A 21,916-nucleotide genomic window follows, 5' to 3' on the forward strand; every position below is an offset into this window, starting at 1 on the left:
AAACCAGAAGAAAATGCCGTCTTCTTCCAGCCTGCGCAGCAGGTAATCCAGATCGGTCTCGTTCCATTGCACCGAATAGTGTTGGGCCGGTGGTTTGTTTTGCAAAAAGCCAATATCGGGCTGCGGCAGGCCATGCTCGGAAAACAGAGTTTCCAGCACTTGAATAGAGGTCATATCCTGCCAGATGCGGCAATCAGAGCGGCGCGACAGCAGCCACATCTGGGGGCGAATGGTGAGCGTGTAAGCGCGCAAACCTCGGGTGACCGGCGGCCCCTCCTCCAGATCGGTCACCAGACCGTTGAACGGACGCCGCACGCCTTCTTCGTCAAACTCGCCCTGGCGAATTTCCAGAGAGACATCAACGAGGTGGCCAATCAATTCCTCCGGCTTCACCTCTTCGCGCTTGGCGCGCACATGAAGGGTGATTTCAAACAGCCGGTTGACGCCTTCCTCAATCACCATGCGTTCCGGCAGCAATTTATCGTCACCCAGCGGTGAGGATAATTTTAAAACACGGCTGGCCTGAACAAAATCGATCTCTAAAATATCGTCCATAAATCCCCCAAATGCCAGGGATGAACCACCCACTGCATAAATTCTGAAATCGGAGTGGATTTCAGAATTTATGCAGCACATTAAACGTGTTACAGCGTCCTCTATGCGCCAAACAGGGCGCACGGATCTGTAAGAGTGAAACACCGTCGCGCATGCGTATAGACTGCAATTAGGGCGGGTATTTGCAATTTCAAGAGAAAATTTTAGAGCGCACCGATGGATTTCAATGTTTTCAGCACAGCCATATCCGGCTCGCCGGTTTCTGGCAGGCGATAATGGCGCTGGAAATGGCGGATGGCAGCTTTGGTTTTTTCGCCGACAACCCCGTCAACCGTAATGCCGGTATAGGCAACGTTGATCAGACCGCGCTGGATATCCATGACCAGACTTGGCCCCGCAATGGTGCCCACACTGGCTGCCACAGGCTCCGGCGGAATGGAATGGCTGGCTTGATCGCGATTGGCTGGCGCACCCACCGCCACTCTTGGCACGGGCACTGCGGCCGTGCGTATGGAGGCCTTGGTGGCAGGCGGCGTCACGCCATTTTTTTCGGCGCTGCGAATGGCAGCGGCCACCGGATCAATGCCTTCGTCACCGGACAATTTCACCACCGTGGGCCGCTCCAGCGGATGCACGGTTGCAGCCGTTGGTGTGTCGGTTGGGCCTTTGTCTGCAGCCAGCACGTTCAACAGGTCGTCGCTTGGCTGGGCTGATGCAGTCAGGCCGACCTGCTGTTGATAGGCCTGAATGGCCGCATCCGTTTGGGCATCACGCCGCCCGTTGAGCGGGCCATGGTAAAAGCCGAGACGCGCAAGCTGGGTCTGGATCGACAGGATGGTCTGGGAATCATCGGAGGCCGCAGGTGCTGCAAATTGCTGGACTTGTGGCTTCGCCTGCTGCGGCGCTGGCGCGGTGGCAGGCTGCACGCTGGTGTCTTGCCGCTGGATCAAAAAGGTTGTCACATCATCAGGATGCGGCTTGATGGCGGGAGATGTATTGAAACCCAGCATGGCTGAAAAATCATGCGGATCGCGCGTGCGCAAAAACGGTGATGGATGACGCCCCGGCTGATACCAGAAGGCATTGGCGGTGACACAGCCCAACACCACCAGAAAGCCCAGCGTGCAGGTCACAGCTGCAGGATTGCGCGCAACAAGGCGCATGGACGCTTTAGCGGCCAAGACAGCAAAGCCCGGCTCTTTTTGAGCGGACTTTCTTTTATCCGGCAATTTTCGCTTTCGCGTCGCCATTCAATCCTTCCTGAGGGCCTTTCCGAGGGCCTTCCTGAGCGCCTAACGCCGAGTCATTCCCTGTCGTTTGACCTGTGTTGACCATGCTTGCCTGCAAGCGTGGCGGAAATTCGATATGCTGGCTCTCACCCGTCGCTTCGATCCGTGAAACGCCTGATCCATCCATTGGCAGGCTGATTTCAACCACGGTGCCTTCACCGTGGCGGCTCGAAATTTTAAACTCACCACCATGCAGCGCCACCAAGCCCTTGACCAAGGACAGGCCCAACCCAACGCCATCATATTGGCGATTATAATCGCTCTGCACCTGCACAAAGGGCTCGCCCAATGTGCGGATCTTATCTTGCTCGATACCGATGCCGGTGTCGCTGACCGAGATCAACAAATTCTGATCTGATCGTGCCGCATCCACCGTGATAACGCCACCCGCTTCCGTGAATTTGATCGCATTACCAACAAGATTGATCAGAATCTGGCGCACGGCGCGCGGATCGGCATGCAATTCGCCCACATTGCGGCCAATGCGGCTGGTCAGTCGCACACCCTTTTCACGGGCTTGCAGCGCCAGCATTTTTTCGCAATCGTAAATGGTTTCTGACAGCGTAAAGGGTTCCACCAGCAGCTCATAGCGCCCCGCTTCAATGCGGCACATATCCAGCATGCTGTTGACCACCGAGAGCAAATGCCCGCCGGATTGACGGATCAGGCGCACATATTCGCGATGGCGCTCATCTTCCATGCGGCCAAAATAATCGCCCATCAAAATATCCGAAAAGCCGAGAATGGCGTTCAGCGGCGTGCGCAGCTCATGGCTGGCAGCGGCCAGAAACCGGCTTTTCATTTCATGGGCATTTTGCAAATCGGCTTCAAGGCGCACCAGCTGTTCGGCCATATCCTGCTCGTGGGTGCAATCCAGCACCTGCACAAACACGCTAGCAAGACGACCATCCGCATCGCGGCCGACCGCCATGTCCAGCGACACTGCCATCAACGTGCCCACCACATCATCAGAATGCGGACGCCCAAGGCGCAAGGAAAGGCGCATGCGGTCTTCCCCCTGACGTAAGGAATCAAAGGCGCGCACAAAGGCAATACGATCGGTGACATGCACTTGATCAATAAAGGTGCGGCCAAGCGGATCGCGCAGCGCGGGCAAGAAGCTGTCAACATCGCGACCCCCCATCTGCAACACGCAGCCCTGGCCATCCAGCACCAGTGCAAGGCCCGGAAACAACCCAAGATCAATCTTGGTCGGTGCAGGCGCAAAAGGGTCTTCGTCCTGATTGTTCAAGGGAGATGGGCGCACCATGCGCAAGCTGGCCAGCACGGCCACGAGGAAAGTCGCAACGACAATGGCAAAACCAAGCGGCAGGGCCACAGCCGCGCCTTGCAGAAAAGACAGGCCGAGCGGCAAAAGCACCAGAGCAGGCAGGCACGTCATGATGACGCGGCGCGCTGCTGCAACCTCCGCATGTGACGGCTCTGCACTCACGACAATGCGGGCCACTTTGCGTGTGACCGCTTCATCGACAAATGCCTGTGCCCAATCGGTGATTTTGCTCAATACCTGCACTCGAAATTTCCGCAACATGCGGTCCTCAATGTTCAGGCAACAATAGAGGTCGCCGCCTTAAGGAAAAGATAAAGCACAAAGCCAAAAGCCGCCCAAAAGGGATGGTTTCGGCCTGTTCTGATACAGGTTCGGCAAGCTTTCGAAAACATGGTTAACGGCGCGTAAGCGATGGATTTTGCGTGTTTTTCTCTATTTTGTTAACATTTATGGCATGGATGCGCCTGCAAAGCCTGTGGAAGACAAGGGGTCTGCCACAATTATGCTTAATCCGAGTCGTTAAACTTTGAATAGAATGTGTCTCAAATGCAGATAGATTGCATTTTATACAAATGCGCAGAAAATCTGAGTGAATTTTGCAAAGCCATATTTGGATGCGAATCATATCCTGTGTCCCAACAGCCGGTTACTGTCACCGGGAATGCGGAACAGGTTCCGTGAATAAGCGAAACGGATAGTTGTGATGTGGTTTTTAATCAAAGGCACGTTCTGGTTTACTCTGGTGCTGGTGGCGCTGTCGTTTATCGGCGGCACGCAAAGTGCATCGTCGACCGCCACATCGCAATTTCAGCTGAGCAACGCGATCTCGGCAGCCACCGGTGCCTATGACTATGTCAGCGGGCTGTGCACCACCAAGCCTGATGTCTGCGTCAAGGGCGCGCAAACCTTCAGCGCCATTGGTGAGCGGGCGCGTGAGGGGGCGTTGGTGGCCTTTCAATTGCTCAACCGCCATTTTGGCGATGGCAGCACAACGCCGTCGGATGTAACCCCTGTGGCTGACAAAGAGGCCACCAGTGCCGCCGACCACGTCGTGACCGGAACGGTGTCGCAGTCCAGTGCTTCACAGGCTGGCGCATCGCATCCTCTGGTGATCAACATTCCCAAGCCAAGGGTAAAGCCTGCCGATTGATCAAGAGCCGCCATTCCCTTTCTGCTTTGTCAATTTTCACCATCGTTTCCAGCCTGGGTTTACACCTTCACTGTAACCTCTGTCCTCAAGCGACACCGCGAAGAGCTTGCTCTTTGCGGTTTTTTTTGCGCCTTGCGGTGTTCAACTGCCCTGTTGCTCGCCTATATGAGACTGCATAAAACCATAAAGCGGACCCAAGCCATGACGCCTATCGACCAGATTATCGACGATTTCGCCTTTCTTGAAGAATGGGAAGATCGCTATCGCTATGTGATCGAGCTGGGCAAGGCGCTGCCAGAACTCTCTGAAAGCAAACGCACCGATGAAAACAAGGTTCGCGGTTGTGCAAGTCAGGTGTGGCTGGCCATGAGTGCAAGCGAAGGAGCCGATCCGGTTTTGACCTTCGAGGGCGATTCGGATGCCCATATTGTGCGCGGGCTGGTGGCCATTGTGCTCTCGGCCTATTCCGGCAAGCGCGCTTCCGAAGTGGCAAAGCTGAACGCGCTGGATCTGTTTGGCAAGCTTGGTCTGATTGAGCACCTGTCTGCCCAGCGCGCCAATGGTTTGCGCTCCATGGTTGATCGCATTCGCTCTGAAGCGGCAGGCAAGCTGGCCGCCAACGCATAAGGTTTTGGCCCTCGCGGGCTCAAGACAACGCTATGCTGTTCATTCAAAATATTACAGCGTCATCTGTTCGTTTGCACAGCGAGCCGTGCTGTATAAGGAAGGTCTATCGTGAAGCGGCGTACTCTTGCAATCGTCATTGTCGGCGCACTCCTTTTGGGAGCTGGTGGCATTTACTGGGCCACGCGGCCCAACAATGCATCCGCCACCAATCTTTTGACCGCCACTGTCAAGCGCGGCAACATTGAGCAAACGGTGCTGGCCACCGGCATTTTCAAACCCTCGCGGCTGGTGGCGGTGGGCGCTCAGGTGTCGGGCCGCATTACGGCCGTGCATGTCAAGATTGGCGATACGATCAAGAAAAACGATCTGGTGGCCGAAATTGACTCGGTGACCCAGCAAAACAATCTGCGCACATCCAAGGCGGCCCTTGCCAATGTCAAGGCGCAGAAGGCCGAGGCGCAAGCCACACTGGTCAACGCCCGGCTGACGCTGGAGCGCCAGCAAAGCCTTCTTGCCAACAATTCCGGCAAGCAATCGGACCTCGATAGCGCACAAGCAGCACTGGACCAGACAAAGGCGCAGATTGATGCGCTGGATGCGCAGATTATCGAGGCCGAGGTGGCCGTGGAAACAGCCCAGGCCAATCTGGGCTACACCCGCATCACCGCCCCGATGGATGGCACTGTGCTGGCCATTGTCAATCAGCAAGGCCAGACCGTGAATGCCACGCAATCGGCCCCCACCATTGTTATCCTTGGCCAATTGGACAAGATGATTGTGCGCGCCGAAATCTCGGAAGCCGATGTGGTGCGGGTCAAACCCGGACAGCCGGTGTATTTCAACATTCTCGGCGATCCTTCCAAACGCTTCGATGCCGTGCTGCAATCGATTGAGCCAGCGCCCGCCTCCATTACCAGCGACAGCAGCGTCACCTCGTCTTCGTCCACCACCTCATCAGCCTCTACTTCTGCGATTTATTACAATGGTGTGTTTCCCGTTGATAATGCCGACGGGCATTTTCGCACCTATATGACGGCAGAAGTTCATATCGTGCTGGGACAGGCCAAGGATGTGCTGGTTGTTTCCTCTTCGGCGCTGCCAAACGCCACAAAAACCGGCAAGGTCACGCTGCGGGTGGCCAATGCGGCGGATGAAATCTCCACCAAAACCGTGGAGATTGGCCTCAATGATGGCACCAATGCCGAGATCAAATCGGGATTGAGCGAGGGTGACCGGGTGGTGCTTGGCGATTCCTCTACCGCCACTGAGGGCAGCGGCAGACGTGGCGGTCGACCGCCCATGAGGCTGTAGCATGGCGACGCTGATTAAGCTTGCGGGCATTTCCCGCGTTTATCGCGCCGGAGAGCAAGATCTGGCGGTTTTGAAAAACATCAACCTCACCATTGAGCGCGGCGAGATGGTGTCGATTATCGGGCCATCCGGGTCTGGCAAATCGACCTTGATGAATATTCTAGGCCTGCTGGATCGTCCCAATGCTGGCATCTATGAAATCGATGGCAAGCGCACCGACCAGTTGGACAGCGATGCGCTTTCCGGGCTCAGACGTGAGCATTTCGGCTTTATTTTTCAACGCTATCATCTTTTGTCGGATCTTTCGGCGCTGGGCAATGTCGAGGTTCCGGCCATTTACGCGGGCCTTGCATCCGATCAGCGGCGCGACCGCGCCAAACAATTGCTGGAGCGGCTGGGCATGGGCGAGCGCCTGCGCAACCGCCCCGGCCAGCTCTCGGGCGGGCAGCAGCAGCGCGTGTCCATTGCCCGCGCCCTGATCAATGGCGGCGAGGTGATTTTGGCCGATGAGCCAACCGGCGCATTGGACAAGCAAAGCGGCGAGGAAGTGCTGCGCATTCTCGATGAATTGCACGCCGAAGGCCGCACCATCATCATTGTTACCCATGATCCCAATGTGGCAGCGCGGGCCGAGCGGGTGATTGAAATTGCCGATGGCGAGATCATTGATGATCGCCGCCAGGACAAGCCAAAGCTGATCCGCGAAGCACCCGAACAGCCCCCTGCCCGCATTCAGCGTTTTCCATGGTTTGATCGCTTTGGTGAAGCCTTCATGATGGCACTGCGGGCCTTGGCGTCTCATCGCCTGCGCACATTCTTGACCATGCTCGGCATTGTCATCGGCATTGCCTCGGTGGTCTGTGTGGTGGCGCTGGGCGCTGGCACCCAGCAAAAGGTGCTGGCCGACATCAACAGTCTGGGCACCAACACGCTAGAGATTTTTCCCGGCAAGGGCTTTGGCGATGTGCGCTCTGGCAAGATCACCACGCTAAAAGTGGCGGATGCCAATGCCCTTGGCAATCTGCCCTATGTGTCAGCCGTCACCCCCACCGTGTCCACCTCTGGCACGGTGCGCTTTGGCGCAACGGTTGCCAATGCGCTGATCAATGGTGTCGGCGCGCAATATTTCGATGTCAAAGGCTCGAAATTGCTGGCAGGACGGTTTTTTGATAGTGAAGCCGTGGCCACCATGAGCCAGGATGCGGTGATTGACCAAAGTGCTTCAGAGGCGCTGTTTGGCACCACCTACTCGGATGCGCTGGGCAAAACCGTGTTTCTGGGCAAGGTGCCAGTGCGCATCATTGGCGTGATTGCCAAGCAGCAGGGCGGCTTCGGCTCCAGCTCGAATTTGCAGGTCTATCTGCCCTATAGCAGCGTGCAGGCACGGTTTTTGGGCGATTTGTCTTTGCGCTCAGTCACGGTGCGGCTGGCCGATAATGTTGACTCGTCGGTTGCCAACACCGCCGTCACCAGCTTTCTCACCAACCGCCACGGCGAGCAGGATTTCTTCATTCTCAACACCGATGACATTCGCAAAACCATCACCAGCACCACCAACACGCTGACCATGCTGGTGGCCGCCATTGCGGTGATTTCGCTGATTGTTGGCGGCATTGGGGTGATGAATATCATGCTGGTGTCGGTGTCGGAACGGGTGGGCGAAATTGGCGTGCGCATGGCGGTGGGAGCCAGACGGCAGGATATTTTGCAGCAATTCCTGATCGAGGCCGTGCTGGTCTGCCTGATTGGCGGTGGCCTTGGCATTGGGCTGGCGCTGTCCTTCGGTTTTCTGTTCTCGCTGCTCACCCAGGATTTTGCCCTGGTCTATTCCACCACGTCCATGGTGGCCGCCTTTACCTGCTCCTGCCTGATCGGCCTTGTGTTCGGCTTTATGCCCGCACGCAATGCATCAAGGCTTGATCCGGTGGTGGCGCTGTCGAAAGACTGAGGTAGGCGATGACTTGGGCGGCATAGCCGCTCTACCCCGCGGTCAGGTCACGGATAGACCTCTCCGCACACTCTGCGTCATCCTCGGGCTTGACCCGAGGATGACACGTGAGATGTTCTGCTTCATTGTCGGGAAACTCATAGCCGCTCTAACCGACCAGTCTCGCCATATCAGGCCGATAACCGGCCTCACCCCAATGGCGCAGACCTGCGGGACTTGAAGCTTTTACCGGGTTATAATGGCGGGCCAGCGCCATCAATGCGGTGCGCAGCATCAGCTTTGCCGAGCGGGCGGGCCATTGCCGTTCGCGCTCCACCAATTCCAGCCCTTTGGCAAAGCAGCACACATCCAGCAGCACGCCGGATAATTCCGGCCCCAAAGCCATCACGGCTTTTGTCACCCGGCCTCTCGCCGCAAGCGCACTGTCGCTGAGATCGGAGGCGCTCGAGCGCTGGCCCTTTTGCTGTTGCGCAAGCCGTGGCTCCCAAGATGCCGTGATCCGTGGCTGCAAATGCCCACGCTCGAAATCTGAGGCCAGCCGCTCGCCTGCGTCAATGGCCTCCGCTGGAAAATAGGCCGCCCCCGCCTTGTCGCGCAAGCGCGCCATGCTTGAGAGCGGAGAATCATCCAGATTGCGACGAACAATGCGCGACTGTTCAGAAATCTCCCCCTTATTCTCCACCAAAACCGCGTCAGTCAATTCGCCATGCTGGGCGGAAAAGCGCTCGGTGTCAGCCTCCGCCAGCGCGCGTCGCAAAAATGTCCTCGCCTGCGGTGTTGCCTCCAGAAGCTCGCCGTTTTGCTGCACCAGACCTTGCGAAAGCGCGTATTGTAACACCGCGCCCGGAACCCGGCCCAGCACCAGGTCATCATCGCCGCGCAACACATCAAACGCGCCCGCATGGGCGGGCCGGATCAGCACCGAGGTCTGCGCCAACCGCAGCAGACGCAACAGCGGCTTGCTCGTGTCACTTTGTGGCAATGCCCTTGGCTTTACTCCGTGCTCAACCATGCGGCACCGTCTTGGCCAGCGTGCCCAAAACCGCAACAACCCGCTCCAGCATGGAGATAAACTGATCCAGCGCCTTGTTGTCACGGCGATTTTCAATCACCTGACAGGCATAGCTGACTGTGCTACGGTCATAGCCAAAAGCACTTGCCACTTCATGCTGCGGCAGGCTAAGCGCCACATGGCACAGATACATGGAAATCTGCCGGATCTGACAACGCTGGCGGCGGCAATCGCCCCGCCGCAAAACCGGCTCTTGAATGGCCCCCAACATTTCCTCTGTCACCTTGTTTACCGAGTGGCACAGGACATGATTGGTCGAGGGTATTTTTGCGAGACTATCAGCATATGGTTCGACCATTTTGAAAAACTCCCCTTTATAGGATTTTATTCATATCACGGTCGAAAATCCGGGTGAATACACGGAAACGAAAAATTAAAATACGCATTGATTTACAAGTGAAATTATCGATTCACCCGGAAATATAAAGGATTATTTTCCACATTCGCGCTATATACACCCCTAGGATTTCAGGGGATCAGCATTCCACGCTGTGGACAAAGCTCAAAAAAATACGGCCAACACGTTGGCGTGCGGCCGCAAGATATCGGTGGGAGCGGGCAACACGCCTATTTAAGCAGGCTCAAACACCATCGAATAGCCGTTGATGCAATAGCGCAAGCCTGTTGGCTTTGGCCCATCGGGAAACACGTGGCCCAAATGGCCATCACAGGTCGCGCATCGAATTTCGGTGCGCACCATGCCGTGCGATGCATCCCGATATTCTTTCACCGCATCCGGTTTGACCGGCTCGAAATAGCTCGGCCAGCCGCAGCCCGCATCAAACTTGGTATCCGAGTAAAACAGCGGCGTGTTGCAGCCTGCGCAGCGATAGAGCCCCGCCTGCACATTATCCCAATAGGGACCGGTAAACGGGCGTTCCGTGCCATGCTCGCGCAAGATCCGGTATTGCTCAGGCGTCAGCTGCTCGCGCCATTCCTGTTCCGAGCGCTCGATTTTTGTCTCTTTCGTCTCCGTCATCCGCCATCTCCTTCATTTTAAACCTGGCATAAAGATAAGCGTTCCAGAACGCCTTACAAGCATGCCATGCAAGCGCAGTGATTGAGATCACCAGAACCCTTGTCTCCATCCAAAGACGCGCGATAAGGGTGCGGACAAAGTGACGATTGCGAAAAAATGTCACGTTCTGCACATCTTTTAGCGCCTATTCGACAGACCAATCCGTGCTGCAAATGCGGCAAAAACCCTGAAAATATGGCAAAAAAGCCACGAAATTGCCTGTAAACACTGGAATTCGACGGGTTTAAACCCTATTTCAAAGGTGATTTTAAACGTCTCGTGCCGCTTGCGCCATCGGCTCTATAAGCTATACGAAACGAGGAGTTGCGTGCACCTTGCGCGCATGGCGTAATAAAGGAAATGTGACCTTCATTCGGGCGCATTTCAAGCATGACGACAGGAGACGAGATGATCGCTGATGTCGCCGGTATGACTTTGCTGGCTTTGCTGTTGCCCTTCGCGGGCGCGTTATTGGCACCGACGCTGACACACCGGCTTGGACATAAGGCGGCATGGCTGCTGGCCCTCATCCCCTTCCTGTCTTTCCTGAAATTTGCATCTTTTCTGCCAGAGATTGCCGCAGGCGGCGCGGTAACCGGCGGCTATGCCTGGGTGCCGAGCCTGAACCTCAGCTTTTCATGGTTTCTGGACGGCTTGTCGCTGACCTTTGCCCTGCTGATTACCGGCATTGGCACGCTGATCATTCTCTACTCCGGCGGCTATATGAAGGGTCATCCGCAACAAGGGCGGTTTTTATCCTTCATTTTCCTCTTCATGGGGGCCATGCTGGGCGTGGTGGTGTCCGACAGCTTCTTGATGCTGTTTGTCTATTGGGAGCTGACCTCGATCACCTCCTTCCTGCTGATCGGCTTTGACAATGAGCGCACGGCCTCGCGCCGGGCCGCGCTGCAAGCGCTGGTGGTGACCGGCGGCGGTGGTTTGGCGCTGCTGGCGGGCTTGATCTTTCTTTGGAATATTTCCGGCGTCACCCAGCTTTCCATGCTGGTGCACAGCGAAAATCTGGTCACAGCAAGCCCATTCTATCTCGTCACGCTGCTGCTGATTTTGGGCGGTGCCTTTACCAAATCGGCGCAATTTCCCTTTCATGTGTGGTTGCCAAACGCCATGGAGGCCCCCACTCCGGTGTCGGCCTATCTGCATTCGGCCACCATGGTCAAAGCCGGTGTCTATCTGCTGATGCGGCTGCAACCCGTGCTGGGCGGCACACCGGCATGGGAAATCCTCCTGCCGTTTTTTGGCGGCGTCACGCTGATTGTTGGCTCGGTCATGGCCGTGCGCCAGACCGATCTCAAACAAATGCTCGCCTATACCACCGTTGCCTCGCTGGGCCTGATGGTGATGCTGACCGGCTTTGGCTCTCCCCATGCGCTCACTGCCGCCGTGCTCTATCTGATCGCCCATTCGCTGTTCAAGGGTGGCCTGTTCATGGTCGCAGGGCTGATTGATCACGAGGCGGGCACCCGCGAGGTCACCAAGCTTGGTGGCCTTGCCAAGTTGATGCCCATCACCTTTATCGCTGCCCTGTTGGGCGGATTGTCCATGGCGGGTCTGCCGCCCTTTGTTGGCTTTCTGGCAAAGGAAGAGATTTACGCAGCACTGGCCGGCGGCAATCTGCGCGCCATCTTGTTCACAACCGTCGCCGTCATTGGCAATGCGCTGATGATGGTCACCGGCTTAACGCTCGCCTTCAAGCCGTTTTTGGGCGAAAAGACCGAAGCTGCCGCCAAAGCCCATGAAGGCCCCGCCCTGTTGTGGCTGGGACCGTTGACCCTTGGGGTGCTGGCGCTGTTGGCTGGCGTTTTCTCACATCCTTTTCATGCGCTCTTTTCCACGCCTATGGTCAGCGCTGTTGCTGGCGAAGCCCGCACCGTGGAGATCAGCATCGTGCCGCATATTGGCGTTCCGCTGGGGCTGTCGCTGCTGACCATTGCTCTGGGTGTTGTGCTGTTTTGGCAGCTCACGTCCTTTCGCGCCCTGCTTGCCAAGCTTTTGGAGGCCATGGGGCCGGGGCCGGATCGCGGCTTTGATGTTCTGATGACGGCTCTGGTGCGCTTTGCCTATCGGTTCACCAATTTTATCCACGGCGGGCGGCTGGATGTTTATGTCACCGTGACGCTGATCATCACCGCTTGCGCCTTCCTGATCCCGATGGTGATGTTTGGCGAATTGCCCTCCATGCCAGTGCTTCCCGAAAAAATCGAGCTGCACGAAGCCGCCTTCCTGCTGATTGCCGTGGCGGGTCTGTTTGCCGTGTTGAAATCGGAAAACCGGTTGACCGCCATTGTCTCACTGGGCATTCAGGGCTTTGCCATTTCGGTAATCTTCCTGCTGTTTGGCGCGCCCGATCTGTCGTTTACCCAGTTTATGATCGAAACCCTGTCGGTGGTCATTCTGGCACTGGTGATGACCCGGTTGAAACTGCACCCCAGCGATCACCGCCCCCTGCCGCAAGTGCTGCTGGATGGCACGGTGGCCGTGGTCAGCGGCATCGGGCTCACACTGATGCTGCTCAAGGTGACCGAGCGGCCGCTGGATCAGACATTGACCGAATTTTTCAACACCTATTCCAAGGTCATCGCCCATGGCTCCAATGTGGTCAACGTCATCATTGTTGACTTCCGCGGCGTGGATACCATGGGTGAAATCTCGGTGGTGATGATCACGGGCCTTGCCATTCTGGCACTGATCCGGGTGCGTGCGCCCAAGCGCCCTGCCTCTGCCATGACCAAACCGCAAGACGTCAAACCCGAGGGAGGCGACGCATGAACACCTTGATTTTACGCACCGTTACCCCGTTCATCACCGCCCTGATGCTGCTGTTTTCGCTGTTTGTGCTGCTGCGCGGCCACAATGAACCCGGCGGCGGCTTTATTGGCGGTTTGATTGCCGCTTCGGCTTTCTCCATTTATGGCATTGCCTTTGGTGTGCAGGCCGTGCGCCGCGCGATGTGGGCGCATCCGCTGTCTATCGCCGGTGCGGGTCTGCTGATGTCTTGTCTGTCAGGCTTTGTGTCAGCCTTTGCCGGTGTGCCCTTCATGACCGGCTTGTGGATCTATCCGCATATTCTGGGCGTGGAAGTGCCGCTGGCGACTGTGGTCAGTTTTGACATCGGCGTCTATCTGGTGGTGGTTGGTGCCATCACCTCGATTGCGCTGTCGCTGGCCGAAAGGGATCATGACTGATGGAAGCGATCTTTTCGATTGTCGTTGGCCTGTTTGCCACCACCGCCTTTTACCTGATCATGTCACGCCATATCGTGCGGGTGCTGCTGGGCATTGTCATTCTTGGCAATGCGGTCAATCTCGCCCTGTTTACCGCAGGTCGCCTGACGCGCGAAGTGCCGCCGATCATGCTGGCGGGGCAACAGACCCTGCCCATGACTGCCGCCAACCCGCTGCCGCAGGCGCTGATTCTGACCGCCATCGTGATTTCGTTTTCGTTCTTTGCCTTTTTGCTGGTGCTGGCCTATCGCGCCTATCAGGATCTCGACACCGACGACACCGACGAGATGCGGCTGGCCGAACCGGAAAATCCGCCCTTGCCGCCATTGGGCTATTAATCCCCTCGACGCCCGATACGATAAAACGCGAATAGCTTGAAGAAAGACGACAGGACAGCATGGCCGCATCCAATATAGACGCCACAGCCCTTGCCGCAGCCTTGGTAAGCGAACCAACAACATGGGTGCAATGGCTGCCCATCCTGCCCGTTGCACTGTGCCTTTCTGTTGGTGCGGGCCTGATGATGATGCGCGAGCACACCCGCCGCCATCCCTATGTGGCGCTGCCCGCCCTGGCCCTGCTTGTGCTGATTGATGCCGTTTTGCTCTATCATGTGGCCGTCAACGGGCCGCTGACCGTGATGATGGGCCGCTGGCTTCCGCCTTTCGGCATTGCCTTCACGGTGGATGTCACCGGAGCACTTTTTGCTCTGTCATCGGCCATTGTAGCCTTGGCGGGCGGCGTCTATGCCTTGGGCGATATCAACACCTCTGGCCGCCGCTATGGGTTTTTTCCGTTTTTGCTGGTGTTGATGGCCGGTGTCAGCGGCGCATTTTTGACCGGCGATCTCTTCAATCTCTATGTCTGGTTTGAAGTCTTGCTGATCTCGTCGTTCGGCATGTTGATTTTAGGCTCGGAGCGCGAACAGATCGATGGCGCGCTGAAATATGCGGTGCTGAACCTGATTGCCACCACGCTGTTTCTCATCACCGTTGGCCTGCTCTATTCCAGCTTCGGCACGCTGAACATGGCCGACATTGCCCGCAAGGCCAATGACCTGCGCGACACCGCGCCGTTGATGACACTGGCCACGCTGTTTACGCTGGCCTTTGCCATGAAGGCCGCCGCCTTCCCGGTGAATTTCTGGCTGCCCGCCTCCTACCACACGCCGCGCATTGTTGTGTCGGCGCTGTTTGGGGCGCTTTTGACCAAGGTCGGTATCTATAGCCTGATCCGCGTGGTGGTGATGCTGCTGCCGGTGGAGCGCGAGCAATTGAGCCTGATCCTTGGCATTGCGGCCTGCGCCACCATGGTGTTTGGCGCTCTCGGTGCCATTGGCCAGGCGGATAGCCGCCGGTTGATGGGTTTTGTCGTGATTTCGGGCATTGGTTATATGCTGGCCGGTCTTGCCATTGGTGGTGTGGCCGGTGTGAGTGCTGCCATTTTTTATGCCCTGCATTCGATGTTGCTGATGGCCGCCCTTTACTTTGTCATCGGCCTTGCCGGGCGCATGGGTGGCACGTTTACCCTGCACGGATTGGCGGGGATTTACAAAGCGAACCCGGCCTTTTCCTTTCTGTCTCTGGCGCTGTTTTTCGCAGCCAGCGGCCTGCCGCCGTTTTCCGGCTTCTGGCCCAAGGCAATGTTGCTGAAAGCATCGCTCGACATTGGCGCGTGGTGGATGGCGTTGAGCATTCTTCTGGCAGGCTTTCTCACCACCATTGCCATGGCGCGGGTGTTTGTACTGGCCTATTGGCGCATCGAGCCCACCGGCGAAAGCGGAGAGAAACAGCTGACATTGCCGCGCCGAGCGGTGGCTCCCATTGTGGCGCTCACCGCCCTGATTGTCTGGTTCGGGCTGTTTCCCGAACCCTTGATCCACCTGTCGCAAGATGCCGCCGATGGTTTGCTTGACCCAACGGCCTACATTACCTCCGTGTTTTCCAAGGAGCCGCAGCCATGAGATTGCTGATTGTCAATTTGCTCATGGGCGTGATGTGGGTGGCGGTCAGCGGCAGTGCTACCGTGCATAACCTGTTTCTTGGTTTTTGCCTGTCGCTGATCATCGTCTGGCTGCTGCGCGAGCAGGTGAATGGAACCAACTATCTGGTTCGCATGATGCGGAGCTTCTCGCTGTTTGGCCTGTTTATGGTGGAATTGGCCAAATCCGCATGGAAAGTCACCGTGCTGGTGTTATCGCCCAAACTCCATGTCGAGCCGGGTATCTTTGCCTATCCGCTGAAGGTGACCAGCGATATCGAGATTACCCTGCTGGCCAATCTGATCACCCTGACCCCGGGCACGTTGTCGGTGGATGTGTCCGAGGATCGCAAGACACTCTATGTGCACGCTCTCGATTGCAGCGATCCTGAAGGCGCACGCCGGGATATTGCTGACGGATTTGAGCGTAAAATTCTGGAGGTGTTTCAATGACCCCGGCACAAACACTCATTCATTACGCTGGCAACGCCGGTCTGTTTCTGCTGGCCATCGCATTTTTCCTCACGGTCTATCGCGTCATGCGTGGCCCCACCCTGCCCGATCGCGTGCTGGCACTGGATATGCTGGTTGGTATTGTTATCGGTTTCATTGCGGTTTTTGCGATTCGCACCGGCTATAATCTTTACATTGATATTGCCATTTCGCTGGGCTTGGTGGGCTTTTTGACCACGGTTGCTTTCGCCCGTTACATCATGCTGCGCGGTGAGATTGGCGATTCGGAGGAAACAGAGCCGGCAATACGTGCGGCGGCCGAACAATTAGCTGTGGAAAAGGGAAAAAAATCATCCCACGAGGAACGGGCAAATATTAGAGCTGACCTGTCCCAAAAGGAGACAAAGTAATGGAACTCGCATTGGCAATTTTCATTTCAGTTCTTATCCTTGCAGGGTCTCTATTCTCGGTTATTGCTGCAATCGGCATCAATCGGTTGCCGGACCTCTACACCCGCATGCACGCAGCATCCAAAGCTGGCACAGTCGGTTCCGGCCTTTTATTGCTGGCGGTTGGCCTTCATTCGGGTGAACTCACTGTATTCGCACGGGCCTTGGCGGGTTTTTTCTTCTTTATCCTGACAGCACCCGTGTCTGCCCATCTGCTGGCCAAGGCCTCCCACCGCGTCGGTTATCCGCTGGCAGCCGCCACCGTCCTGGATGAAATGAGCAATGACGAGGCCAAAGCCAAGAATGCTATGGTTAACAAAACATGAACAGTCGTGCTTGTGAAGTATCTCGAGAGCACAGCATGGATCATCTTTTGCCTCTTATACATTTGTACTAACTCATAGAAATCTATAAATCGGAACTGGACTTTTTTATCGATCTTGATAATTCAATAATTGAGCTATTTAATTTCACACTGGATATTCGTTATGGATATTCGCTCCGGCAAAATTTGAGCAAGACTTTTTTCAATCGTGCACAAACATCCCGGTCACATTCGTGAAGAGCTTACTAGTCTCGGTTGCGCCTTTTCTTGAGGCACTCGGACTTTTGAGAACACACCAGGGTCCAAATGGATTTATGGTAGACATTGCGTAAGGCGACGATAAAGGCCGGTTTCACTGGCATAATGAATGATCAGCGGTGGTGGCAAACGATCCGCAGATAAGTAGATGACAGGAGAAAGAAATGACTGAAGCTGTATTTGGGTCGTCTGAGAACGATCTACTTGTAGAACTGACGGCAGAAATAGTTGCTGCCTATGTGACAAATCATGTTGTGCCAATTGGGGACATCTCGCATCTGATCTCGGACGTTCACGGCGCGCTGGCCAATACATCGTCGCCAGCCCCTGTGGTATCGGTGGTTGAAAAGCAAAAGCCAGCCGTTGCTGTGCGCAAGTCCATTCAAGGCGATCAGATCATCTGCCTTGAATGTGGTGGCTCGTTCAAGTCGCTCAAGCGCCACCTGATGACCCACCATGCCATCAGCCCTGAAGAATACCGCGAAAAATGGGATCTTCCTGCTGACTACCCAATGGTTGCGCCCGCTTATGCAGAAGCACGTTCGCGTCTGGCCAAGGAAATGGGCCTCGGCCAGCGTCGCCGCCGCGCCAAGTAAGGGGTCACGCAAGTCGGTTTTCAAGCAAGAATTTGGTGTGCGAACCAGAGCATCAACCTCTCTGGCCCAAACACCGAGATATTCTCTGCATTGACCAGCTCGACTTTTCGGCCAATTCTGACAGCGCCGTGTGTTTCATAAAACGCACGGCGCTGTCATCGTTTTTCTCTGCAGTCGCTGTTTGTTTTATCCATTTCACAACAGAAAACCGGCACCCTATTCTGCCGGAAATCCTCGAAAAATACATTGCATTTGAGCAATCTTCAGCAGGATTTGCTGACCATAGATCTTCACGTTTCAGAGAAGAATTTTCATTATTAGAATATTATTGATTGCAAACGTACATCAACTCTTTGCATCAACCTTGAGGTACAGCATCTCGCATAACTACCCCCATAATTACCCTATTGCCCGCCTTATGGCGGGCTTTTTTTCTTGCGGTTGGGCGTGTATCTGGCTTTGGCGCCAAGCACTTGGGCTTTGGCCCGTGACCCGCAAGAACTCGCGATTAAAGTTGGATTTGGTCATGAATCCCGATTCAAACACAATGGTGGTGATGGGCTGATCGGTATCTACCAGAAGCTGGCAGGCGGCAGACACCCGGTAATTGTTGACATATTGCGACACGCTGATGCCATGCACTCGATTGACCGCATTGGACACCGCCCGCACCGGCAGACCCAGCCGCCGCGCCAGCTTGCTCAGGTTCAGCTCCACATCCTTATACAGCGCCTTGTCGCGCATCAGCGCATCCAGAGCATGCGCAATCCGGGCATCATCTGCGGTGGCGCTGCGCTCATCAACTGCGGCCTCACTGTCTTGTGGTGCCTCGCCTGCACCATCATCGTCATTGTCACGGGCCGATCCGGCCTCGGCAAGGGTGGCCGCAAAGCCGAGCAACATCAGGATCACCGTCATGAAGGCCGTAACTACTATCGGCACATGCCGCCCATCGCCGATGCTGAAATCAAGACTGATGAAAATATCGCTCAAGGAGGACGCAATCAGCGAGGCTGCCATCAATTGCAACGAGCGATAGGAACGCAAGGCCCCATCCAGCCGGGATGCGCTCAATCCATCCGGCCCGTGCCGCGCCAGCCAAAACAGCGCCACGCCATAGCCCATAAAAATCAGAATCAGGGCCGCATCAATCGGCGCACCCCAGAGCAGGTTCAACGCCAGCAACAGCAAAATCGGCAAGGCATGGGGCCAGTCCCTCACGCTATAGCCTGCCGCCTCTTGGGTCAGACTGCGAAAAGCCAGAAAACTCAGAGGCGGAATGCTGGCGGCCAACACAGACATCAGCGGCATCATCACCACCATGCCATAGCCCCAGCGCAAGCCCACAACCACAGACTGCACCGTCATCACCGCCAAAAGCACTATAAACGGACGCACTGTTGCGCGCCCATCGGCATCGTCGCGCGCCATGCGAATGAGGAAGTTGATGAGAAACAGAGCAACAACAAAAGAGACCGGGACAAAAATCATGGCAGCACAGAAATGAGGACAATGAAACACGTCATGCTTTATGCCCCAGATCGCGATTGGCTGCGACCTGTAACGCGTTACAGGTCGCAGATTGCGCATAAATTCGCAAATGCTCCTTCATCACAACCCGTTGGAGCCGATCTCGATGAAAAAGCGCACTGTTATTCTTGGCATTTTTGCCGCTCTTGTCACCCTCTCGGCCGTGGATGGAGCCGTCTCCCGCTGGGGCCGGGGCGAAACCATCAGCCCGCCTCTGGACTTGTCCGGGGTCTCAAAATTGCGCGTCAATGGTGCTGCAAGCCAGATCAGCATCTCGACCCAAAATGACAAGCCGTTTTCGGCGCAACTGATCGGCAGGCGCGATGGCTGGGGGGCGCTGTGGCACTCCGGCTGGTCAGCACGCGATTGCCCGCAAAACGGCACCATGCAGGTGGAGGGCGATACGCTGATGGTAGAGACCTCTGCCCTGTCGCGCTTTTTCGATTGGTCCGATTGCACCATTGAGCTCTCCGCCAATATGCGCCCCGGCTCCGCCGTGATCATCCGCCAACAGGCCGCCCGCATGACGCTTTCGGGCGATTATTCTACCGTGCAGGTCCATGCCAATGCCGGTGATTTTGCCCTCACCGGTCATGCTGATACGCTGGATGTTTCGGGAGCGGCGCTTCGCGCCAGCGCTATTTTTGAAACGGTGGTGCACAGCGAGGCTATCAACTTTTCCGGCAAAATGATGGATGTGACCTTACGCTTTCTGGTGCCAACCCAGATCAGCTACGCCGTGGAAGCCACAGCATCGTTTATTGACAGCAGCCTGCCGAATACGCCGGGCGCGAAACCAGCCATTACCATTCGCGGTGAAATGGTGCGGGCGACAATTAAATAGAATTCTCAATCCTTAACTCCATGGCCGCCAGATCCAGCCAGCGGCCAAATTTGGTGCCGACTTCGCGGTGAATGCCCACTAGTTGAAAGCCGAGTTTTTCATGCAAGGCAATGGAGGCCACATTCCCGGCCTCTATCGCGGCAATCATCACATGAACATTGCTTAGCTTTGCCCGCTGGATCAAAGCCTGCATCAATATTTTGCCAAGGCCCGCACCTCGGCAATCCTTATCAACATAGACAGAATGCTCAACCGTGTGGCGATAGCCATCAAAAGCCCGCCAATCACCATAGGAGGCGTAGCCCGCCACTTTGCCATCCACCTCAACAACGAGCACGGGAAAGCCACGGGCGCGGCGCTGCTCCAGCCAGGCACGACGATTGGCAACGTCAATCAGCACATCATTCCAGATCGCGGTGGTATGCTCAACGGCATGGTTATAAATATCGCGAATGGTAGCAAGATCGCCGTCCGCAGCGTCGCGAACAAGATGGTCAGATGTCATGGAAAATCCATTTCGGGCAAGATTACAGGCTGATCGCAGTGACCACCGCCGAATAATGCACAGCCGCTGCAACCACTACAAAACCATGCCAGATTGCATTTTGGAAGCGTAACTTTTCCCAAACGTGAAAGATAACGCCTGCTGAATACAGCACGCCGCCAATCACAATCAGCTGCATGGTCACCGCCGGCAGGCGCGCAGAGAGCGGCTCGAACGCCAAAAGCCCGCTCCAGCCCATGGCCAGATACAGCAAAATCGCCAAGCGATCATAGCGCCCCGGATAGCGACATTTGAGAAAAATGCCCAAAATCGCAGTAGCCCAGATGCCAATCAGCAACAGCACAATCAAAGGCTCATCAGAGCCGTGCTGCAAAAAGGGTGTGTAGGTGGCGGCAATCAGCACAAAAATGGCCGAGTGGTCGAGCCTGCGCAAATAGGCCTTAAACCGTGAGCGCGGCCACATATTATAGGTGAAGGAACAGCCCATCACCAAAATCAAACCAACCCCATAAATCCAGCTGGCGGCAATGGCTCCATAGCTGGTGAACACGGTTGCGTAAAAAATCAGGGCGGTGACGCCAATCAGCGCAAAGACAACGCCGACGCCATGGACAACGCCATCGGCAATCAACTCCGGCACATCATATTTGCGCCCAAAGCGAAAATCGTCACTCATGCTGTTTGCCGTCCATGTTTCTGCGCATATCTCGATATATAAGTCTCAATATGTGACTCTTTGGTCAATCGCATCGCCGATTTTAAAAGTTGCTGATGAAGATCATCAGCAACCCAGACAATTTGAAGGCAAAAGCCTTCATTGCCAATGTGCTATGTCATTTTATTTTGCGTTGCATCATGTCATGCGCGACAGAACTTCGTCCTTTTTAATCAGACGATGCCAGGCGACAGCAGCCAGATGAAGCCCCAAAATGGTGAAAAAGGTGTAAGCGCCATAATGATGTATCGTTGACGCCAAGCGCCCCAGAGCGCGATCGGCCGTGATCAGGTTTGGCCATTGAAACAGCCAGAACCACGGAAGAGACCGTCCGGCAGCCGCGGAGGTGATATAGCCGCTCACGGGCATCAGCACCATAAGCGCATAAAGCGCCATATGCGCCGCATGCGCGCCGATCCGCACCGGGATGGACGGCACCGCCTGCCACGAGGGCTCACCGTAGACGGCCCGAAGCGGAATGCGCAAAACAATCAGCACCAGCGCCGTCATGCCCAAGGATTTGTGAATTTCGAGCAGGAATTGCCGCTCAGGCAAGCCCGGTGTCAAATAGGAGCAATAGAGCCCCAGCCCCAAGGCGCAGATGATGATGCAGGCCATGGCCCAATGCAGAATTCGCTGCGGACGCCGGTAGCGGTAAGCGGTTTGGTCCTTGTTGAGCGTCACGTTTGATCTCCGAAAGCGACAGCAGATGTTTTCACACTACAATCACATTGCCGGAGCAAATTGAAATGAACCAA

At 55.9% G+C, this 21,916-nt stretch carries 23 protein-coding genes; 13 read left to right on the forward strand and 10 right to left on the reverse strand.

Annotation, left to right across the window (positions count from 1 at the left end):
- From BJF95_RS05600 to BJF95_RS05610, 3 genes are all read right to left on the reverse strand, one after another.
- A partial coding sequence (locus tag BJF95_RS05600; RefSeq protein WP_139317421.1) for a type VI secretion system Vgr family protein occupies positions 1-555 on the reverse strand: 555 nt, incomplete at its 3' end.
- A 203-nt stretch (positions 556-758) separates the two neighbouring features.
- Positions 759-1,805, reverse strand: coding sequence for a peptidoglycan-binding domain-containing protein (locus BJF95_RS05605; protein ID WP_075638498.1), 1,047 nt, complete (start codon positions 1,803-1,805; stop codon positions 759-761).
- Complete coding sequence (locus BJF95_RS05610; RefSeq protein WP_075638499.1) at positions 1,774-3,396, reverse strand: sensor histidine kinase; 1,623 nt, start codon at positions 3,394-3,396, stop codon at positions 1,774-1,776. The genes BJF95_RS05605 and BJF95_RS05610 overlap by 32 nt, the downstream gene beginning before the upstream one ends.
- A gap of 442 nt (positions 3,397-3,838) precedes the next feature.
- Here BJF95_RS05610 and BJF95_RS05615 point away from each other — a divergent pair, with 442 nt between their 5' ends.
- The 4 genes from BJF95_RS05615 to BJF95_RS05630 all read left to right on the forward strand — a co-directional run bounded on the left by BJF95_RS05615 (position 3,839) and on the right by BJF95_RS05630 (position 8,171).
- Positions 3,839-4,285: a DUF5330 domain-containing protein gene (locus BJF95_RS05615; RefSeq protein ID WP_075638500.1), complete on the forward strand. Its 447-nt coding sequence runs from the start codon at positions 3,839-3,841 to the stop codon at positions 4,283-4,285.
- A 201-nt stretch (positions 4,286-4,486) separates the two neighbouring features.
- Positions 4,487-4,912: a SufE family protein gene (locus BJF95_RS05620; protein WP_075638501.1), complete on the forward strand. Its 426-nt coding sequence runs from the start codon at positions 4,487-4,489 to the stop codon at positions 4,910-4,912.
- A 108-nt stretch (positions 4,913-5,020) separates the two neighbouring features.
- Positions 5,021-6,223 carry an efflux RND transporter periplasmic adaptor subunit gene (locus BJF95_RS05625; protein WP_083638708.1) on the forward strand — a complete coding sequence of 401 codons (1,203 nt, stop codon included), beginning with the start codon at positions 5,021-5,023 and terminating at the stop codon, positions 6,221-6,223.
- A gap of 1 nt (position 6,224) precedes the next feature.
- Entirely contained in the window at positions 6,225-8,171 is a 1,947-nt protein-coding gene (locus BJF95_RS05630; RefSeq protein WP_075638503.1) for a MacB family efflux pump subunit, read from the forward strand.
- A gap of 148 nt (positions 8,172-8,319) precedes the next feature.
- Here the strand turns inward: BJF95_RS05630 and BJF95_RS05635 are convergent, their stop codons facing one another.
- The 3 genes from BJF95_RS05635 to msrB all read right to left on the reverse strand — a co-directional run bounded on the left by BJF95_RS05635 (position 8,320) and on the right by msrB (position 10,222).
- Positions 8,320-9,183, reverse strand: coding sequence for a DUF6456 domain-containing protein (locus BJF95_RS05635; protein ID WP_075638504.1), 864 nt, complete (start codon positions 9,181-9,183; stop codon positions 8,320-8,322).
- The gene (locus BJF95_RS05640; RefSeq protein WP_075638505.1) at positions 9,176-9,541 is read right to left on the reverse strand and encodes a helix-turn-helix domain-containing protein; all 366 of its coding nucleotides are present in this window, start codon (positions 9,539-9,541) and stop codon (positions 9,176-9,178) included. Before BJF95_RS05640 ends, BJF95_RS05635 begins: the two co-directional genes overlap by 8 nt.
- 273 nt (positions 9,542-9,814) lie before the next feature.
- The gene (gene msrB, locus BJF95_RS05645; protein ID WP_075638506.1) at positions 9,815-10,222 is read right to left on the reverse strand and encodes a peptide-methionine (R)-S-oxide reductase MsrB; all 408 of its coding nucleotides are present in this window, start codon (positions 10,220-10,222) and stop codon (positions 9,815-9,817) included.
- A gap of 447 nt (positions 10,223-10,669) precedes the next feature.
- Between msrB and BJF95_RS05650 the strand changes: the two genes are divergently transcribed.
- The 8 genes from BJF95_RS05650 to BJF95_RS05685 all read left to right on the forward strand — a co-directional run bounded on the left by BJF95_RS05650 (position 10,670) and on the right by BJF95_RS05685 (position 17,564).
- Positions 10,670-13,048 carry a putative monovalent cation/H+ antiporter subunit A gene (locus tag BJF95_RS05650; RefSeq protein WP_075638507.1) on the forward strand — a complete coding sequence of 793 codons (2,379 nt, stop codon included), beginning with the start codon at positions 10,670-10,672 and terminating at the stop codon, positions 13,046-13,048.
- Positions 13,045-13,464, forward strand: a complete 420-nt coding sequence (locus tag BJF95_RS05655) for a Na+/H+ antiporter subunit B (RefSeq protein WP_075638508.1) — start codon at positions 13,045-13,047, stop codon at positions 13,462-13,464. The genes BJF95_RS05650 and BJF95_RS05655 overlap by 4 nt, the downstream gene beginning before the upstream one ends.
- Complete coding sequence (locus tag BJF95_RS05660) at positions 13,464-13,841, forward strand: Na+/H+ antiporter subunit C (RefSeq protein WP_075638509.1); 378 nt, start codon at positions 13,464-13,466, stop codon at positions 13,839-13,841. The genes BJF95_RS05655 and BJF95_RS05660 overlap by 1 nt, the downstream gene beginning before the upstream one ends.
- A 59-nt stretch (positions 13,842-13,900) precedes the next feature.
- Positions 13,901-15,466 carry a Na+/H+ antiporter subunit D gene (locus BJF95_RS05665; protein ID WP_075638510.1) on the forward strand — a complete coding sequence of 522 codons (1,566 nt, stop codon included), beginning with the start codon at positions 13,901-13,903 and terminating at the stop codon, positions 15,464-15,466.
- Positions 15,463-15,936 (forward strand): Na+/H+ antiporter subunit E, encoded by a 474-nt coding sequence (locus BJF95_RS05670; protein WP_075638511.1) that lies wholly within the window; start codon positions 15,463-15,465, stop codon positions 15,934-15,936. Before BJF95_RS05665 ends, BJF95_RS05670 begins: the two co-directional genes overlap by 4 nt.
- Positions 15,933-16,346 (forward strand): cation:proton antiporter, encoded by a 414-nt coding sequence (locus BJF95_RS05675; protein WP_075638512.1) that lies wholly within the window; start codon positions 15,933-15,935, stop codon positions 16,344-16,346. Before BJF95_RS05670 ends, BJF95_RS05675 begins: the two co-directional genes overlap by 4 nt.
- A complete protein-coding gene (gene mnhG, locus BJF95_RS05680) occupies positions 16,346-16,711 on the forward strand; it encodes a monovalent cation/H(+) antiporter subunit G (RefSeq protein ID WP_075638513.1) in 366 nt (121 codons plus the stop codon). Before BJF95_RS05675 ends, mnhG begins: the two co-directional genes overlap by 1 nt.
- Positions 16,712-17,132: 421 nt before the next feature.
- On the forward strand, positions 17,133-17,564 hold the full coding sequence (locus tag BJF95_RS05685) for a Ros/MucR family transcriptional regulator (RefSeq protein ID WP_075638514.1): 432 nt from the start codon (positions 17,133-17,135) through the stop codon (positions 17,562-17,564).
- Positions 17,565-17,963: 399 nt separating this feature from the next.
- Here the strand turns inward: BJF95_RS05685 and BJF95_RS05690 are convergent, their stop codons facing one another.
- Positions 17,964-19,055: a helix-turn-helix domain-containing protein gene (locus BJF95_RS05690; RefSeq protein ID WP_075638857.1), complete on the reverse strand. Its 1,092-nt coding sequence runs from the start codon at positions 19,053-19,055 to the stop codon at positions 17,964-17,966.
- Positions 19,056-19,200: 145 nt separating this feature from the next.
- Here BJF95_RS05690 and BJF95_RS05695 point away from each other — a divergent pair, with 145 nt between their 5' ends.
- Positions 19,201-19,938 (forward strand): hypothetical protein, encoded by a 738-nt coding sequence (locus BJF95_RS05695; protein ID WP_075638515.1) that lies wholly within the window; start codon positions 19,201-19,203, stop codon positions 19,936-19,938.
- Here the strand turns inward: BJF95_RS05695 and BJF95_RS05700 are convergent.
- The 3 genes from BJF95_RS05700 to BJF95_RS05710 all read right to left on the reverse strand — a co-directional run bounded on the left by BJF95_RS05700 (position 19,931) and on the right by BJF95_RS05710 (position 21,842).
- Positions 19,931-20,443 carry a GNAT family N-acetyltransferase gene (locus BJF95_RS05700; RefSeq protein WP_075638516.1) on the reverse strand — a complete coding sequence of 171 codons (513 nt, stop codon included), beginning with the start codon at positions 20,441-20,443 and terminating at the stop codon, positions 19,931-19,933. The two genes, BJF95_RS05695 and BJF95_RS05700, sit on opposite strands and share 8 nt — an antisense overlap.
- Positions 20,444-20,465: 22 nt before the next feature.
- Positions 20,466-21,119 carry a PAQR family membrane homeostasis protein TrhA gene (gene trhA / locus BJF95_RS05705; RefSeq protein ID WP_075638517.1) on the reverse strand — a complete coding sequence of 218 codons (654 nt, stop codon included), beginning with the start codon at positions 21,117-21,119 and terminating at the stop codon, positions 20,466-20,468.
- A 177-nt stretch (positions 21,120-21,296) separates the two neighbouring features.
- Positions 21,297-21,842 (reverse strand): cytochrome b, encoded by a 546-nt coding sequence (locus BJF95_RS05710; protein WP_075638518.1) that lies wholly within the window; start codon positions 21,840-21,842, stop codon positions 21,297-21,299.
- Between the last annotated feature and the right edge of the window lie 74 nt (positions 21,843-21,916).

The organism is Rhizobium oryziradicis, assembly GCF_001939045.1.
Taxonomy (GTDB): Bacteria; Pseudomonadota; Alphaproteobacteria; order Rhizobiales; family Rhizobiaceae; genus Allorhizobium; species Allorhizobium oryziradicis.